Below are 16,178 nucleotides of genomic sequence, written 5' to 3'. Positions count from 1 at the left end.
AGCGGCATACGCACCGCTCGTCGTGGGGTGGCCTTTTCTCAGACCTCTTCGACGCTGGACGGCTCACGCCGGCTCAGGTCGATGCCGAGCTCCTCCGCCGCGCGGAAGACCTCCTCGTCGGACTCCTTCATCTCGATCGTCGTGCCGTCGGAGCTCAGGACCTCGACGTTGAGACACAGGGACTGCATCTCCTTGAGGAGGACCTTGAACGACTCCGGGATGCCCGAGTCGGGGATGTTCTCGCCCTTGACGATGGCCTCGTAGACCTTCACGCGGCCGGGAACGTCGTCCGACTTGATCGTCAGCAGCTCCTGGAGCGTGTAGGCGGCGCCGTACGCCTCGAGGGCCCAGACCTCCATCTCACCGAAGCGCTGGCCACCGAACTGGGCCTTACCGCCGAGCGGCTGCTGGGTGATCATCGAGTACGGACCCGTCGAGCGAGCGTGGATCTTGTCGTCGACGAGGTGGTGGAGCTTGAGGATGTACATGTAGCCGACCGCGACGGGCTCGGGGAACGGCTCGCCGGAGCGGCCGTCGAAGAGGCGCGTCTTGCCCGAGGCGTCGATGAGGCGGACCCCGTCGCGCGTCTTGAGCGTCGAGTCGAGCAGACCCGTCACGACGTCCTCCGACGCACCGTCGAAGACCGGCGTCGCCACACGCGAGCCCGCGGGGGCCTCGTGCGCGTCGACCGCGATCTCCTTGGCCCACTCCGGGTTGCCCTCGATCTTCCAGCCGCGCGAGGCGGCCCAGCCGAGGTGCAGCTCGAGGATCTGGCCGAGGTTCATGCGACGCGGCACACCGTGCGGGTTGAGCACGACGTCGACCGGCGTGCCGTCCTCGAGGAAGGGCATGTCCTCGACCGGGAGGATCTTGGAGATGACGCCCTTGTTGCCGTGGCGGCCGGCGAGCTTGTCACCGTCGGTGATCTTGCGCTTGTTGGCCACGTAGACGCGGACGAGCTGGTTGACGCCGGGCGGCAGGTCGTCGCCCAGGTCGGCGCGGAACTCCTTGACGCCGATGACCGTGCCGGTCTCGCCGTGGGGCACCTTGAGCGAGGTGTCGCGCACCTCGCGCGCCTTCTCACCGAAGATGGCGCGCAGCAGGCGCTCCTCCGGGGTCAGCTCGGTCTCGCCCTTGGGCGTGACCTTGCCGACGAGCAGGTCGCCGTCGCGGACCTCGGCGCCGACGCGGATGATGCCGCGCTCGTCGAGGTCGGCCAGGACCTCCTCGGAGACGTTCGGGATGTCCCGGGTGATCTCCTCGGGGCCGAGCTTCGTGTCGCGGGCGTCGACCTCGTGCTCCTCGATGTGGATCGAGGAGAGGACGTCGTCCTGGACCAGGCGCTGGCTGAGGATGATCGCGTCCTCGTAGTTGTGGCCCTCCCACGACATGAACGCCACGAGCAGGTTGCGCCCGAGCGCCATCTCGCCACCCTCGGTCGCGGGACCGTCGGCGATGACGCCGCCGGCCTCGAGACGGTCGCCCTCGTTGACGATGACGACCTGGTTGTAGCTCGTGCCCTGGTTGGAGCGCGCGAACTTGGCGATGCGGTAGGTCTGGTAGGTGCCGTCGTCGTTGGCGACGGTGACGAGGTCAGCCGACACCTCCTGCACGACACCGGCCTTCTCGGCACGGACGACGTCGCCCGAGTCGAGGGCGGCGCGGAACTCCATGCCGGTGCCGACGATCGGCGCCTCGCTCTTGACGAGCGGGACGGCCTGACGCTGCATGTTGGCGCCCATGAGCGCACGGTTGGCGTCGTCGTGCTCGAGGAACGGGATCATCGCGGTCGCGGCCGAGACCATCTGGCGCGGCGAGACGTCCATGTAGTCGACCTCGTCGCCGGGGACGAGCTCGACCTCTCCACCCTTGGTGCGCACGAGCACGCGGTCCTCGGTGAAGTTGTTCTGCTTGTCGAGCGGCGCGTTGGCCTGGGCGACGACGAAGCGGTCCTCCTCGTCGGCCGACAGGTAGTCGACGTCGTCGGTCACGTGACCGCCGGTCACCTTGCGGTACGGCGTCTCGATGAAGCCGAACGCGTTGATGCGGCCGTAGGACGCGAGCGAGCCGATGAGGCCGATGTTCGGGCCTTCCGGCGTCTCGATCGGGCACATGCGGCCGTAGTGCGACGGGTGGACGTCACGGACCTCCATCTGGGCACGGTCACGGGAGATCCCACCCGGGCCGAGCGCGGACAGACGACGCTTGTGCGTCAGACCCGCGAGCGGGTTGTTCTGGTCCATGAACTGCGAGAGCTGCGAGGTGCCGAAGAACTCCTTGATCGACGCCACCACCGGGCGGATGTTGATCAGGGTCTGCGGGGTGATCGCCTCGACGTCCTGGGTGGTCATGCGCTCGCGGACGACGCGCTCCATGCGCGACAGACCGGTGCGGACCTGGTTCTGGATGAGCTCGCCGACGGAGCGCAGGCGACGGTTGCCGAAGTGGTCGATGTCGTCGACCTCGACGCGGACGTCGACCTCCTCGCCGTTCTTGACGCCCTTCATCGAGTCCTGGCCGTCGTGCAGCGTGACGATGAACTTGATGGTCTTGACGATGTCGTCGATCGACAGGGTCGACTCGTTGATCGACCCGTCGAGGCCGAGCTTCTTGTTGACCTTGTAGCGGCCGACCTTGGCGAGGTCGTAGCGCTTGCCGTTGAAGTAGAGGTTGTCGAGCAGCGTCTGCGCGGCCTCCTTCGTCGGCGGCTCGCCCGGGCGCAGCTTGCGGTAGATGTCGAGCAGCGCGTCGTCCTGGCCCTGGGTGTGGTCCTTCTCCAGGGTGAGGCGCATCGACTCGAACTCGCCGAACTCCTCGAGGATCTGGGCCTCGGTCCAGCCGAGGGCCTTGAGGAGCACCGTGACCGACTGCTTGCGCTTGCGGTCGACGCGGACGCCGACCATGTCGCGCTTGTCGATCTCGAACTCGAGCCAGGCGCCGCGGCTCGGGATGATCTTCGCCGTGTAGATGTCCTTGTCGGACGTCTTGTCGGGCGTGCGCTCGAAGTAGACGCCCGGGCTGCGGACGAGCTGCGAGACGACGACACGCTCGGTGCCGTTGATGATGAAGGTGCCGCGCTCGGTCATGAGCGGGAAGTCACCCATGAACACCGTCTGGCTCTTGATCTCGCCCGTCTGGGCGTTCATGAACTCGGCGGTGACGAAGAGTGGCGCGTCATACGTCTGGTCGCGCTCCTTGCACGACTCGATCGTCTTGCGCGTCTCCTCGAAACGGTGGTCACGGAACGACAGCGACATCGAGCCGCTGAAGTCCTCGATCGGGGAGATCTCCTCGAAGATCTCCTCGAGCCCGGACCGGTCCGGGACGTCAGTGCGTCCCTCGGCCTTGGCCGCGGCGACGCGAGCCTGCCAGCGCTCGTTGCCGAGCAGCCAGTCGAAGCTCTCCGTCTGAAGCGCCAGGAGGTCGGGGACCTCGAGTGGTTCGCGAATCTTCGCGAAGGACAGACGCCCCGAAGGGGTCTGTGCGGTGGACATGTTCGTCGCAGTACGCGAGGCAGCCAAGGAGGGTCCTTCCACGGGCCTTTTTCGAATCTTCAGATCCGCGTTGCCGCATGGCTCCGCTCGCGGGTCCCATGGTCGAGCCGGATGCCGTGAGGCATGGTGAATGGCCTGACCGAGGTCGCGAAGGGTGGGCATGGGCAGCGCAAAGGCTTAGCCTACCGTCGAAGGGCAGGAGTGTCCAGCCGGGTCAAGAGGCGGAGGTCGTCAGCCGAGGTACGGCCCGGTCACGAACGACCGAGCGCCCTCGGCGTGACCTGCCACGCCTCCCGGACCGGGAGCTCGCGATGCGAACGCGACGAATATGGCCCGCCGCGGCCCAGACGTCAAGACCCGCCCACTCCGTAGGCGCGTCGCGGACCCGGTGGGCGAGCCGCCGGCGCCTAGCATGGGCGGGGCCTCCAGTTCCGCAGACGTCACTTCCGAGAGGGAAGCCATGACCGACCAGAACCCGCCCGAGCAACCGTCCTTCAACCGGCCCGCCGGCGACCCGACCACGCCCCTGCCGACCAGCTCTTCCGGATCCTCCGGTTCGTCCGGTTCGTTCGGTTCGTTCGGTTCATCCGTGCCGACCGGGTCGACGGGATCGTCCGAGTCCCCGTCGCAGAGTGCCCCGCCGGAGTCTCCCGTCGGTGCCAGCAGCGCGCCGCCGCCCCCTCCCCCGCCGCAGGGCCCCACGGGCCACCTGACCAGCCCGTCCGGGATGGCGAGCGTGCCCAACCCGGCACGTGAGGGTGCCGGCTTCTTCCAGGCGCTCTTCGACTTCAGCTTCACCAACTTCGTGACGCCGATCCTCGTGCGCTTCGTCTACCTGCTCGCGACGGTGGCGCTCGTGGCCACCTGGCTGGTGCTGCTCTTCGCCGGCTTCGTCCGCGGCTTCGGCAGCGGTCTGACGGTGCTCATCCTCGGGCCGGTCTTCCTGGTCATCTACCTCGCGGTGATCCGCATGACGCTGGAGTTCTACCTGTCGGTCGTGCGGATGAGCGAGGACGTCCACAAGCGCCTCCCCCAGGCCTGACCCTGGGCCGTCCTCTCAGAGGGAGGGTTGCTGCTGGGTGATGCAGTGGATGCCGCCGCCCCGGTCGAAGAGGGGGCGGGCGTCCACGCCGACGACCCGTCGGCCGGGGTAGGCCTCGGCCAGGACCGCGAGGGACGCCTCGTCCTGCGGGTCACCGAACGTGCAGGCGATGACGCCGTCGTTGACGACGAGGTGGTTGAGGTAGCTCCAGTCCACCGGCCCGTCGGCGTCGGCGAGCGTGCGCGGCGCGGGCACCCCCACGACCTCGAAGCGCTCGCCCCGGGCGTCGCGGGAGTCCTCGAGCAGGGCCCGCAGCTCGCGTGAGACCGCGTGGTCGGGATGACTCGGGTCCTGCTGCTCGTGCAGCAGGACGACGCCGGGGCTCGGCATGGTGGCGACGATGTCGACGTGGCCGCGCGTGCCGAACTCGTCGTAGTCGCGGGTCAGGCCACGGGGCAGCCAGATGCACGTCGTGGCGCCGATGGTGCGGGCGAGCTCGGCCTCGACGTCGGCGCGGGTCAGGCCGGGGTTGCGGCCGGGGTCGAGCTGCACCGTCTCGGTGACCAGCACCGTGCCGAGCCCGTCGACGTGGATGCCGCCGCCCTCGTTGACCAGGGACGAGCCGATGACCTCTGCCCCGCTGAGACCTCCGACGAAGGCCCCGATGCGGGCGTCGTGCTCCCAGCTGGCCCAGGACTGGGCGCCCCAGCCGTTGAAGACCCAGTCGACCGCGCCGAGCCGGGCGCCGTCGCCAGACTGGACGAAGGTCGGGCCGATGTCGCGCATCCAGGCGTCGTCGAGGGCCGCGGGCACCAGCTCGACGTCGGGGTGCAGGTGCTCACGTGCGACGCCGAGGTCGTCCGGCTCGACGACCATGCGCACCGGCTCGAACTCGGTCACGGCGTTGGCGACGGCGGCCCAGGTGCGACGGGCGGCCGTGACCTCCTCGGCGCTGTCTCCCAGCGTGTAGCCCTGGCTCGGCCACGCCATCCACGTGCAGTCGTGGGGGTCGGTCTCGGACGGCATCCGCCAGGCCGGCCTCGCGTCGGCCTCTCCCCCGGCCGGAGCCTCGGGGGCGTCGGTCACTGCGCCACCTCGCGGCGGTGCTCGTCGCGCACGGGGGCGGTCAGGGCGGCATACGAGTCGGGGCGACGGGTCTCGAGGAACGGGAACAGCTCGAGCCAGTCGCGGCGCTGGGCCAGGTCGAGGTCGGCCACCAGGACCGCAGCCTCGTCACGCGGGGCCTGCACGAGGATGCGGCCGTAGGGGTCGGAGATGAACGAGCTGCCGTAGAAGGTGATGAGGCCCTCGGTGCCGAACCTGTTGGGCACCACCATGAAGAGGCCGTTGGCGATGCCGTTGCCGACGATGACCTGCTGCCACAGCGGCTGCGTGTCGAAGCCGGGGTGGTCGGGCTCGGAGCCGATGGCGGTGGGGTAGCAGAGCACCTCGGCCCCACCGAGGGAGTAGAGGCGCGCGACCTCGGGGAACCACTCGTCCCAGCAGGTCGGCAGGCCCAGACGCACCGACGGGTTGGCAAGGGACACAATGGGATACGCGTCCTCGGGAGGGCCGGGACGGAAGTACTTGTCCTCGTAGTATCCAGCCGTCACAGGGATGTGCGTCTTGCGCGTGCGGGCCACCACCTCGCCGCTCGGGGACACCACGACGGCCGTGTTGAAGCCCAGCCCGTCCCCGGCGTCGGCGCGCTCGTAGAGCGAGGCGTGGACGTGCGCGCCGAAGTCGCGCGCGGCGTCACGTGCGAACGTGATCGTGGGGCCGGTCTCGAGGTCCTCCGCGATCGCCGAAGGGGTGCCCTCGGGGAGCGTGTCGGCCGGGTAGCGCGACAGGGTCAGCTCGGGCAGGAAGACGATCGTGGCACCGGCCCCTGCCGCCGTTCGGATGCCGTCGCGCAGCGTCTCGACCAGCGCGGGCGGGTCGTCCACCCACTCGTGCTGGACGACGCCCACGCGCACGGGCGCGGCCTCCGGTTGGTCGACGCGGGCAAGGGACTCAGGGACGCCATCGGCCTGGATCAGCTTCACAGCAGGCAGTATGCCGCAGCACCTCGAGTCCGTCGGACCGCTTGCGAGGGCGCTCGGTCCCGGGCGTCGGGATCGACGTCCGGGACCTCGCCCCCCAGGTCGCCCCCCGGTCCGGGGCGTGTCAGAAGGCGGAGAGCTCGCTGACCAGCCAGCGCTCGCCCACCTTGCGCATCGTGGCGATGACCCGGTTCTGGTCGATCGCCGGCGCCTGCTGCGCCTTGGTCGTCGTGGCCTGGTTGACGAACGCCATGACGCGGACCGTGGTGCCTTCGCCGCCGTCGCCCGACGCGTCCATGACGCCGGCCTCGTAGACCTTGGCCTGCACCGTCGCCTCGTTCTTGACCGCCATCGGCTTGATGTCGCTGGCGGCGACCTTGGTGAACTGGTCCTTGAACGGGGAGGTCAGCTGCGGAGCGACCTCGCCGACGTGCTTGTCGAACGTCGAGCCGCTGTAGCTCAGCAGGCTCTCGAGCGTCGTGCGGGCCGAGCCGACCGCGGCAGCGCGGTCGGTGTCGGAGACGGAGGGTCGCAGTCCGTAGACGAGGGCCGTAGCGAGCAGTGCGAGGGCGACCACGGCCCCGGCGGCCGCGGTCCACAGTCGCGCAGGGCCACGCCCCGAGCGTCGCTCGGCCCGGTCAGGCGCCCGGTCACCGAGGGGTCCGACCGCTGGCGCCGAGTCAACGGTGGCCGGGGTCTCTGTCAGCTCGTCGGGCTCGGCGCCTGCTGCCACGAGCTCCCGCTCGTGCTCCGCCGGGGCGGCGAGCGCGGTGTCGATGTCGGTGTCGGTGTCGATGTCGGTGTCGGACTCGACCTCGGTGCTGCGCTCGAGCACCAGTGTCGAAGCGGTGGTCTCACGACGCCGACGGGTGCCGGCGACGCGACGGCGCGGGGCTCCCGCGGAGCCGGCCGGGCGGCGGGGGTCAGCTGACGAAGTCAAGGGTGCTCACCTTCCAGGAGTCGCCGACCTTCACGAGGTCGAGCCGGAGCCGGTAGGTCTTCTTCTCGGCCTTGGGGGTCGAGGCGTTCGTGGTGGGGGCGACGACGCCCACGATGACGCGGGCGGAGTCGTCGTCACCGGTCACGAGGGAGGCCTCGGCGCGCTCGACGGTGGAGACGGTCTTGTTGGCCGTCACGACCGGCTTCAGCTGGGCGAGGGTCGCGGCGTACTCCTTCTGGAACGAGCCGGTCGACTCGGCGAGGACCCGCTTGGTGTCGGCGTCGAACGTCGCGGCGTTCATCGTCACGAAGTTGACGGCGATCTGTCGGCCGGCGGCGAGCGCGGTGTCGCGGGCGTCGGCCACGCGCTGGGCCTGCCACGCCGAGCGGCCGAGCGTCGCGGTCACGGCGACCGCGGCGAGGAGCAGGACGGCGGTGAGGGTCCAGAGCGCGCGAGGCGTGGGTCGCCACGTGCGGACACCCCTGCGGCCCGCACGTGGCGCGTCGTCACGACCGGAGTCGTCTCGGGCGTCACCGACGTCGTCGGGGTGGGGCGACCGGTCGGGCGGCTCGGTCTCCGCCTGGGAGGTCGAGCGGGTGGGGGCCATCGTCATCGAGGGGATTCCTTCCTTCACCGGCTAGCGGAGCGCCTCCTGCATCATCCAGAGCCAGCTCGTTCCGTTGCCGGTCCGTGCGTCGCCTCCGGCCGGGACGACCGGCGACTGCACTGACAACGAGGCAGGGCTCCCGGAGGTCACGGCCGGGTTGCCGAGAGTGACGGGGGTCGGGCCGAACGCCATCGGGTAGCTCTGACCGCCGCCGCTCTGCCCGGAACGGGAGGGTTTGGGCGCGTTCTGCGCGCCTCGCACGTTGACGCCGGAGCCGCGTGAGGCCGCGCAGTGCGCATCGAGGTTGACCGGCGGCAGCCCCGTGGTGCGGTGCGGGTCGACCTTCGTGGTGCCTTCGTAGCCGGCCTCGCAGGCCTTCGGGTCGTCGACGTTGAGCACGAGGCCGAAGTGCGCGGTGCCGTCGCCGGGCACGACCGTGAAGCCGCCGTTGACGACGTCGGGATAGGTGACGAGCAGCTGCTCGATGCCGTCGAGGCGAGCCGTGGTCACGTTGCCGATGGTGATGAAGTTGGCGATGAGCGCCGCCAGGCTCTGCTTGTTCTCGGAGATGAGCGCGTCGAGCTCCTTGGTGGCGACCGCGCCCCGGTCGAGCACGACGCGGAGGTCGGGGTCGGCCTGCCGCAGGGCGTCCGCCACGTCTGCGAAGCCGGACACGCTGGTGCGGATGTCCTTGCCGGACTGCACCTGGGTGTCGAGGACGATCCGGCCGTCGTCGATGAGCTTCGTCGTCTCGGGGAGGGCCTCGGACGCTGCCGTGGTCAGGGCGTTGCCCGAGTCGATGAGCCGCTGCAGGTCGGCGCCGCCGCCCTTGAAGGCCTGGGCGAGCTCGTCCACGGTCGTGACGAGCGCAGCGCGCGGCACGGAGGCGACGGTGTTGTCGACGTGCTGGAGCAGCTGGTCGATGCGGATCGGGAACGCCGTCCGGTCGCGCGGGATCACGTCGCCCGCGGCGAGGAAGGGAGCGCGTGAGGTGCGGGGCTGCAGGTCCAGGTACTGCTCCCCCACCGCCGAGCGGTTCTCGACGACGGCCTTCGCGTCCTTGGGAACCTCGGTGCCGCGGTCGAGGCGCGCGTCGACGACGACGCCGTCGCCCGAGAGCCGCATCCCCTCGACCTTGCCGACCGTGACGCCCCGGTAGGTGACCTCGGCGCCGACGAAGATGCCGCCCGACTGGGCCAGGTCGGCGGAGACGACATAGCTGCCGCCCGCGATCTTGTCGGTCAGCCCGACGTAGTTCGCCGAGAGGACGGCGACGAGCGCCACCGACAGCAGCGCGAACGCGGCGAGCTGGAGCCGCACGGTGCGCGTGATCATCGGGAGCCTCCCGTGGGGAAGAGTGCGGACCAGGACGCCGGGTCGGCCGAGGAGCTGCCCGCCCGGGGAGCCCCGAGCAGGCCGCCGGGCAGGGTCGTCGGTATGCCGGAGGGCACCCCCGGGACCGACGGCAACGGGATGGTCGGGCGAGGGACCGACGGCAGCGACACGGACGGCAGTGGGACACCCGGCACGTTCGGCAGTCCCGGCAGGCTCGGGAGCTTGCCGACGCCGAGGTTGCCCGCGAGCGTGCCGAGGTTGGTGTCGAGCGTGGCCCAGAGGTTGGTGAAGTCGCCCTTGATGGTGTTCTGGGCGTTGTTCGGGAAGGGGTAGGTCAGCAGCAGCTGGAAGCTCTTCGGCAGGTCGTCGCCGGCCTTGTTGAGCTGTCGCAGGATCGGGCTCACGGCGCGGAGGTTGGCCTCGAGGTCGGCCCGCGACCCGCGGATGACGCGGGTGCCGACCTCGCCGAGGTCGCGCAGGGCGGTCAGCATCGCGGTCAGCTGGCGCCGCTGGTCGGCGAGGATCTTCAGGCCCTTGGGCAGCTCGTCGAGGGCCTTGGCGATCTTGTCCGAGTTCTTCGCGAGGGTGCCGGAGAGCCGGTCGATGCTGTCGATGGCGCGCACGATCTCGCCCTTCTGCGCGTCGAGTCCGCCGACGAAGGTGTTCAGCTGGCCGACGAGGTCCTTGACGTCGCCGGTGCGGCCCCGCAGCGCGTTGTTGAGCTCGACCTCGATCGTCTTGAGCTGGGCCACGCCGCCACCGTTGAGCAGCAGCGACATGGCGCCGAGCACCTCCTCGACCTCGGGGTTGCGGCTCGTGCGCGTGAGCGGGATGCGGTCGCCCTGGCCGAGACGGCCCTGCGGCTTCGCGTCGGTGGGTGCGGCGAGCGCGACGTACTTCTCGCCCAGGAGGGAGGTCTGCTTGAGCTCGGCCGTGGCGTTGTCGGGCAGCACCACGTTGCCGGGCAGGCGAAGTCGGACCGTCGCGGTCCAACCCGTGACCTGGATGTCCTCGACGGAGCCCACGGTCACCTGGTTGACCTTCACCGACGACTGCGGCACGAGGTCGAGCACGTCGGCGAACTCCGCGGTGACCGTGTAGGAGTCGTCGCCCGTGCCGGCCCCGCCGGGCAGCGGGAGGTCGTAGGCACTGCACCCGCCGAGGGCGAGCGAGCCGAGCACGACCGCGGCGAGCGCGGCCCGAGAACGGGAGGGGACGGCATACGTCATCGGGAGCCTCCGAGCAGTCCACCGAGGGTCGGGTCGGCGCCTCGAAGGTTGACGAGGCCCCCCGGCTGCGGGCTGCCTTGCAGCGCAGAGCCGTTCGGCAGCGAGGGCAGCTGCGGAAGCTTGGGCAGCACCGCCTTCTTGAGCGAGTCGCACAGCCGCGTGTTGCCGGAGTTGGTCGGCCCGGTGAGGATCGAGCAGACGAGGAGCAGCGGGTCGTCGAGGCCCTTCGCGTTGTTGCGCGTGTCGAGCGTGCCTGTCTCGGGGTGGTAGGCGTTCTGGAGGTTCGAGAGCGCGACGGGGGCGTTCTCGAGCACCTGGGCGAGCGCCTGGCGGTTCTTCGCGAACGCGCCGGTGACGGTGACGGCACGGTCGAGGTTGCTCTTGAGCAGCGTCCGGTTGTCGGCGACGAAGCCGGACACCTCGTCGACGGCGACCCCCAGGCTGCTCAGCGTCGACTTGAGGTTCTCACGCTCCTCACCCAGCTGGACCGCCACGGTCGCCAGGTCCGAGTTGAGACGGCGCACCTGCGCGTTGTTCGACGCCAGCATCGAGGTGAAGGACTGGAGGTTCTTCACCGTGCCGAAGAGGTCGTCGCGGCTGCCCGAGAGCGTCGACAGCGCCGTGGACAGGTCGTGCACCGTCGAGTTCAGCTTGTCGCCGTTGCCGTCGAGGTTGGCGGCCGAGGTCTGGAGCAGCTGGTTGAGCGCCCCGTTCTTGTTGGCGCCGTCGGGCCCGAGCGCGACCATGAGGTCGTCGAGGCTCTGCGACACCCGGTCGAGCTCGACGGGAACTGCGGTGCGCGAGAGCGGGATCCGCGTTCCGGGCGCGAGCGCCGGGCCTGCCTCGTAGACGGGGAGCAGCTGCACGTAGCGGTCGGAGACCAGCGACGGCGCCACGATCGCGGCCTTGGCCGAGGCCGGCACGCGGTACTTCTCGTCGTAGCTGAACGTGACGTGCACGTGGTCACCCTCAGGTGTCACCGCCTCGACCTGACCGACCTTGACCCCGAGGATGCGCACGTCGGAGCCGGGGTAGAGCCCCACGGCGCGGGTGAAGTCGGCGCTGACGGTGGTCTGCTGCTGCCGCGGCCAGAAGAGGAACGCGGCGGCGACGAGGGCCACGACGACGAGGCCGGTGACGACCTTGCCGAGCGCGGTCGCGGGCCCGTGGAGCCGACCGAACGGCATACGGCTGCTGGTCTGTGCGGCCATCAGCGAGCTCCGCCCGAGGCGCCCGGCAGGAGCAGGTCGGGCAGCTGCGTGCCGGGCAGCGCCAGACCCGGCGTGCCGACGGGCACGACGAGGTTGGACACCCAGGTGTCGAACCAGCGGCCGGTGCCGAGGGTGTTGGCGTAGACGCGGGTGAACGGGGCCATGGCGCGGATCGTCTTCTCGAGGTCGGTGTCGTGCTTCTGCAGCAGGGCGAGGGTCTTGTCGAGCTCGGCCAGCGCCGGCTTCAGCTGGGCCCGGTTGTCGCGCGCCAGTCCGGTGAGCTGGGTGGCGAGCGCCGACGTGTTGCGGAACAGGGTGCGGATGTCGTCGCGGCGCTTGACGAGCTCGACCATGAGCAGGTCGGCGTCCTTGATGAGCGTGCCGACCTGCTGGTTGCGGCTGCGCACCAGCCCGGACACGCTGTTGGCGCGCTGGAGCAGCGAGCCGAGCTCGGCGTCGCGGCTGGCGACGGTGCGCGACAGGCGCGAGAGCCCGTCGAGCGTGGAGCGGACGTACTGGGGGCTGTCCTTGAACTCGGTGGCGATGACCGAGAGCGACTTCGCCAGCTGGCCGGTGTCGATGCGCTCGGTCGTGGTGGTGAGGTCCTGGAAGGCGTTGATGACGTCGTAGGAGCTGACCGTGCGCGAGACCGGGATCTGGCTGTCGGCGTCGAGCTGGCCCGAACCCTCGGGGTCGAGCGCGACGTACTTCTCGCCGAGGATCGTCTTCATCCGGATGGAGGCGCCCGTGCGGGTGCCGAAGGAGGCGTTCTCGGTGATCGTGAAGTCGACGCGCACGTGGCCGTCCTCCAGGTCGACCCCGGTCACCTTGCCGACCTTGACGCCGGCGATGCGCACGTCGTCGTCGGGTCGGATGCCGCCGGCCTCGGTGAACGCGGCGCTGTAGGAGGTGCCACCCCCGATGAAGGGCAGGCTCGACGCGTTGAACGCGAGGAAGAGCAGCAGCCCGAGGATCGCCAGACCGGCGGCGCCGATCGGCACGGGGTTGCGCTCGCGGAAGGGCGTGCTCATGAGTTGCACCTCGCGGACGCGACGTCGTAGGTGGGCGAGACGCCGGGGAGCAGCGGGCTCTTGGTGTCGAAGCGGCAGAGGTAGAAGTTGAACCACGAGCCGTAGGTGGCGGTGCGCGTCAGGGTCGTGATGCGTGTGCTGGCGCTCGAGATGAAGTCCTCGAACTCCTTGACGTTGGCCGGCTTGTTGAGCGTCGTGGCGAGGGTGCGCAGCTGCGCGACGTCGTCCTTGATGAGCGGCCGCGTCGACACGAGCAGGTCGGCCGTCTCGGCGGACAGCGTGTTGATGCCCGACAGGGAGCGCCCGATCGTCTCGCGGTCGGCCGCCAGCCCGCTCGTGAAGCGCTGCAGCTGGTCGATGAGCGAGAGCAGCTGCTGGTCGTGGGCGTCGACGGTGCCGAGCACCGTGTTGAGGTTGTCGATCGTGCGGCCGATGACTGCGTCACGGTCGGCGAGGGTGGAGGTGAGGCTCGCGGTCTTGGCCAGGAGGCTGTTCACGTCTCCGCCCTCGCCCTGGAGGGTCTGGATGAGCAGGCCGGAGAGCTCGTTGACGTCGCTGGGCGAGAGCGCGGCGAAGAGCGGCTTGAAACCGTTGAAGAGGACGGTGAGGTCGAGCGCCGGGTGGGTGCGCGCGAGCGGGATCGTCGCGCCGTCAGGGAGGGCGGCTGCGGTGCCGGCCCCCTGCGTGAGCGCGAGGTAGCGCTGCCCGACGAGGTTGCGGTACTTGACCGTCACCTCCGTGCCCTGCGTGAGCACCGAGCTCTTGAGCACCGAGAACTCGATCGCGGCGGTTGCATGGTCGGAGCCCGCGCCCGGTGCGACCCGGACGTCGGACACCTCGCCGACGCGCACGCCGGCAATGCGGACGTCCTGACCGGCGATGACGCCGGTGGCGTCGCTGACCAGAGCCGTGTAGGTCGCCTTGGACCCGAGCTGGATGTTGGCGATGGTCAGCGCGAGGATGCTCGTCGCGAACAGCGTGACCGCCGCGAAGACGATGAGCTTGACGAGAGAGCCCTTGACCTTCATCGGGTGCTCACCACCGTTCCGCGCATCATCGGCCCGGCGAGCAGGGTGCGTATGCCGTCAGCGCCGTCGCTGCCCTGCTGGCCGTCGCGAGCGAAGAGGGCCCCGACGACGCGCTGCTCGTCGGCCGTGCCGGCCGACCCCGAGTCGGCGGCGGCATCGCCCAGCAGCGCCTGCGGCACGCCGGAGAACGGCTGGACGTTGCTCGCAGGCTTCGTGCCGTCGTCGAAGTGGTTGCCGGCGAAGGGGTTCGACTGCGACCCGTCGGGCGACGGCAGGCCGTAGCAGTGCGGCCCTCGCTTGTCGTCCCAGCGCGGCTCCTCGCCGGGCTTGTAAGCCTGGCGGGGCGGCACGACCTCGAGCGTGATGTGGAACGTCCCGCCCGAGAACGCCTGGTTGGCCCGGGGCAGCCAGTTGACCATGCCGCTGGCGACGCACGGGTAGATCGGGGAGTACTCGGCGAGCACGGCGAGCGTCGGACGGTTCACCTGCCCGACCTGGATGATGCGGTCCCCGTTGTCGCGCAGGAAGCCCGCGGCCTCGTTGGCGAAGCCCGCCGTGCCGACGAGGAACGCCGCGAGCTGCTGGTCCTTCTCGACGATGGTGCGGTTGGTGACCCGGAGCGACTCGGTGAGGCGGAAGAAGTCGGGCGCGACGCCGTTGTAGAGGTCTGCGGTGTCGGCGAGCAGGGAGATGTCCTTCTGGATCGTCGGCATGCTGGGGTTGAGCGCCTTGAGGTAGCGGTCGACGAGCACGACGTTGCGCCCGATCTGGTCACCACGTCCGTCGAGCGTCGTCGACAGCGCGTTGAGGGTCGTCGCCAGCTTGGCCGGCTGCACCGTGCGCAGCAGCGGGTAGAGGTTGTCGAGGACCGTCTCGAGCTCGATCGCGACGGTGCTGCGGTCCTGCGGGATGACGTCGCCGGCCCGGATCGACCGCTGGCTGGGGCCCGCCGTGACGAGGTCGACGTAGCGCTCGCCGAAGAGCGTCTTGGGGAGCAGGCGGGCCGTGACGTTGGAGGGGATCTTCGCGACGTCGTCGGGCTGCAGCGCGAGCTCCAGGCGGGCGCCGGTGGGGGTCGCCTCGACGGTGCGCACCTCGCCCACGAGCAGGCCGCGCAGCTTGACGTCGGAGCTCTCCTGCAGCTGGCTTCCGAGCCGGTTCGTCTCGAGCGTGACCATGACGACGGGCGTGAACCGCTTCTGGAACGAAGCGATCGAGAGCCCCAGGAGGAGGGCGAGCACCACGAGGAAGACGATGCCGTATGCCTTCTGGCCCAAGCGCTTTCGCGTGTGCTGGGTGATGGGGCCCGGGGTCGCGTCGGTGCTGACGTCGTCGGCCAGGGCGCTCTTGGCAGGGCTCATCCGGCGATCCGAACACTCGTGGTCGCGCCCCAGATCGCGAGCGACAGGAAGAAGTCGACGATGTTGATGGCGACGATCGAGGTGCGCACGGCCGTGCCGACCGCCTCGCCCACGCCCGCCGGGCCGCCGGAGGCCGTGTAGCCGTAGTAGCAGTGGATGAGGATGATCACGACCGCGAACACCATGACCTTGGCGAACGACCAGAAGACGTCGCCCGGTGGCAGGAACAGGTGGAAGTAGTGGTCGTAGGTGCCCTCGGACTGCCCGAAGTACGCCGTCGAGATGAACCGGGTCGCGGCGTACGAGCTGAGCAGTCCCAGCACGTAGAGCGGGATGACGGCGATGAAGCCCGCGATCATCCGCGTCGTGACGAGGAACGGCAGCGACGGGATGCCCATGACCTCGAGGGCGTCGACCTCCTCGGAGATGCGCATCGCACCCAGCTGGGCGGTGAAGCCACAGCCGACCGTGGCCGCGAGCGCGAGCCCGGCGACGAGCGGTGCGATCTCGCGGGTGTTGAGGTAGGCGGAGAAGAAGCCGGTGAACGCGCCGGTGCCGAGCTGGTCGAGCGAGGAGTAGCCCTGCAGGCCCACCTCGGTGCCGGTGAAGAAGGCGAGGAAGGCGATGACGCCGACGGTGCCGCCGATCACCGACAGCGCGCCGGTGCCGAGCGACACCTCGGCGAGGAGGCGTACGACCTCCTTCTTGTAGCGGCGCAGCGTGCGCCCGCTCCACGCGAGGGAGCGCACGTAGAAGCGCATCTGCTCGCCGAGCGAGTCGAGGGCGCGAGCGGGCCGGCCGGCCAGGTGGAGCAGGCGCTCCGCACTCTGGGGTCGGTTCTGGGTCTTGGTCGCCATG

At 70.1% G+C, this 16,178-nt stretch carries 13 protein-coding genes; 1 reads left to right on the top strand and 12 read right to left on the bottom strand.

What is annotated here, in order from left to right:
• Window positions 1-38: 38 nt before the first annotated feature.
• Window positions 39-3,521 carry a DNA-directed RNA polymerase subunit beta gene (gene rpoB / locus AB4091_RS02430; protein ID WP_442290134.1) on the bottom strand — a complete coding sequence of 1,161 codons (3,483 nt, stop codon included), beginning with the start codon at window positions 3,519-3,521 and terminating at the stop codon, window positions 39-41.
• Window positions 3,522-4,230: 709 nt separating this feature from the next.
• On the opposite strand from rpoB, the gene AB4091_RS02425 reads away from it, so the two are divergent.
• Window positions 4,231-4,536, top strand: a complete 306-nt coding sequence (locus AB4091_RS02425; RefSeq protein ID WP_442290133.1) for a DUF4282 domain-containing protein — start codon at window positions 4,231-4,233, stop codon at window positions 4,534-4,536.
• A gap of 15 nt (window positions 4,537-4,551) precedes the next feature.
• Here AB4091_RS02425 and AB4091_RS02420 read toward each other — a convergent pair whose 3' ends face one another.
• The 11 genes from AB4091_RS02420 to AB4091_RS02370 form a co-directional block, all read right to left on the bottom strand.
• Window positions 4,552-5,562, bottom strand: coding sequence for an agmatine deiminase family protein (locus AB4091_RS02420; protein ID WP_442290298.1), 1,011 nt, complete (start codon window positions 5,560-5,562; stop codon window positions 4,552-4,554).
• 56 nt (window positions 5,563-5,618) lie between these two features.
• Window positions 5,619-6,581, bottom strand: coding sequence for a nitrilase-related carbon-nitrogen hydrolase (locus AB4091_RS02415; RefSeq protein WP_442290132.1), 963 nt, complete (start codon window positions 6,579-6,581; stop codon window positions 5,619-5,621).
• Between the two features lie 121 nt (window positions 6,582-6,702).
• On the bottom strand, window positions 6,703-7,518 hold the full coding sequence (locus AB4091_RS02410; protein ID WP_442290131.1) for a hypothetical protein: 816 nt from the start codon (window positions 7,516-7,518) through the stop codon (window positions 6,703-6,705).
• Window positions 7,502-8,131: a hypothetical protein gene (locus AB4091_RS02405; protein ID WP_442290130.1), complete on the bottom strand. Its 630-nt coding sequence runs from the start codon at window positions 8,129-8,131 to the stop codon at window positions 7,502-7,504. Before AB4091_RS02405 ends, AB4091_RS02410 begins: the two co-directional genes overlap by 17 nt.
• A 24-nt stretch (window positions 8,132-8,155) precedes the next feature.
• Entirely contained in the window at window positions 8,156-9,460 is a 1,305-nt protein-coding gene (locus tag AB4091_RS02400) for an MCE family protein (RefSeq protein WP_442290129.1), read from the bottom strand.
• Window positions 9,457-10,689, bottom strand: a complete 1,233-nt coding sequence (locus AB4091_RS02395) for an MCE family protein (RefSeq protein WP_442290128.1) — start codon at window positions 10,687-10,689, stop codon at window positions 9,457-9,459. The genes AB4091_RS02400 and AB4091_RS02395 overlap by 4 nt, the downstream gene beginning before the upstream one ends.
• Window positions 10,686-11,900 carry an MCE family protein gene (locus AB4091_RS02390; RefSeq protein WP_442290127.1) on the bottom strand — a complete coding sequence of 405 codons (1,215 nt, stop codon included), beginning with the start codon at window positions 11,898-11,900 and terminating at the stop codon, window positions 10,686-10,688. Before AB4091_RS02390 ends, AB4091_RS02395 begins: the two co-directional genes overlap by 4 nt.
• Complete coding sequence (locus AB4091_RS02385; protein ID WP_442290126.1) at window positions 11,900-12,931, bottom strand: MCE family protein; 1,032 nt, start codon at window positions 12,929-12,931, stop codon at window positions 11,900-11,902. Before AB4091_RS02385 ends, AB4091_RS02390 begins: the two co-directional genes overlap by 1 nt.
• Window positions 12,928-13,959, bottom strand: a complete 1,032-nt coding sequence (locus AB4091_RS02380) for an MCE family protein (RefSeq protein WP_442290125.1) — start codon at window positions 13,957-13,959, stop codon at window positions 12,928-12,930. Before AB4091_RS02380 ends, AB4091_RS02385 begins: the two co-directional genes overlap by 4 nt.
• Window positions 13,956-15,320 carry an MCE family protein gene (locus tag AB4091_RS02375; protein WP_442290124.1) on the bottom strand — a complete coding sequence of 455 codons (1,365 nt, stop codon included), beginning with the start codon at window positions 15,318-15,320 and terminating at the stop codon, window positions 13,956-13,958. The genes AB4091_RS02380 and AB4091_RS02375 overlap by 4 nt, the downstream gene beginning before the upstream one ends.
• A complete protein-coding gene (locus tag AB4091_RS02370) occupies window positions 15,317-16,177 on the bottom strand; it encodes an MlaE family ABC transporter permease (RefSeq protein ID WP_442290123.1) in 861 nt (286 codons plus the stop codon). Before AB4091_RS02370 ends, AB4091_RS02375 begins: the two co-directional genes overlap by 4 nt.
• Window position 16,178 lies beyond the last annotated feature (1 nt).

The organism is Terrabacter sp. 2RAF25, from assembly GCF_052115265.1.
GTDB lineage: Bacteria > Actinomycetota > Actinomycetes > Actinomycetales > Dermatophilaceae > Terrabacter.
This window is presented reverse-complemented; position numbering and strand designations above follow the sequence as displayed.

Coding starts and splice junctions, on each gene's coding strand:
- AB4091_RS02420 (WP_442290298.1), bottom strand. CDS start 5,562: ATGCCGTCCGAGACCGACCCCCACGACTGCACGTGGATGGCGTGGCCG.
- AB4091_RS02405 (WP_442290130.1), bottom strand. CDS start 8,131: ATGACGATGGCCCCCACCCGCTCGACCTCCCAGGCGGAGACCGAGCCG.
- AB4091_RS02400 (WP_442290129.1), bottom strand. CDS start 9,460: ATGATCACGCGCACCGTGCGGCTCCAGCTCGCCGCGTTCGCGCTGCTG.
- AB4091_RS02395 (WP_442290128.1), bottom strand. CDS start 10,689: ATGACGTATGCCGTCCCCTCCCGTTCTCGGGCCGCGCTCGCCGCGGTC.
- AB4091_RS02390 (WP_442290127.1), bottom strand. CDS start 11,900: ATGGCCGCACAGACCAGCAGCCGTATGCCGTTCGGTCGGCTCCACGGG.
- AB4091_RS02385 (WP_442290126.1), bottom strand. CDS start 12,931: ATGAGCACGCCCTTCCGCGAGCGCAACCCCGTGCCGATCGGCGCCGCC.
- AB4091_RS02380 (WP_442290125.1), bottom strand. CDS start 13,959: ATGAAGGTCAAGGGCTCTCTCGTCAAGCTCATCGTCTTCGCGGCGGTC.
- AB4091_RS02375 (WP_442290124.1), bottom strand. CDS start 15,320: ATGAGCCCTGCCAAGAGCGCCCTGGCCGACGACGTCAGCACCGACGCG.
- AB4091_RS02370 (WP_442290123.1), bottom strand. CDS start 16,177: ATGGCGACCAAGACCCAGAACCGACCCCAGAGTGCGGAGCGCCTGCTC.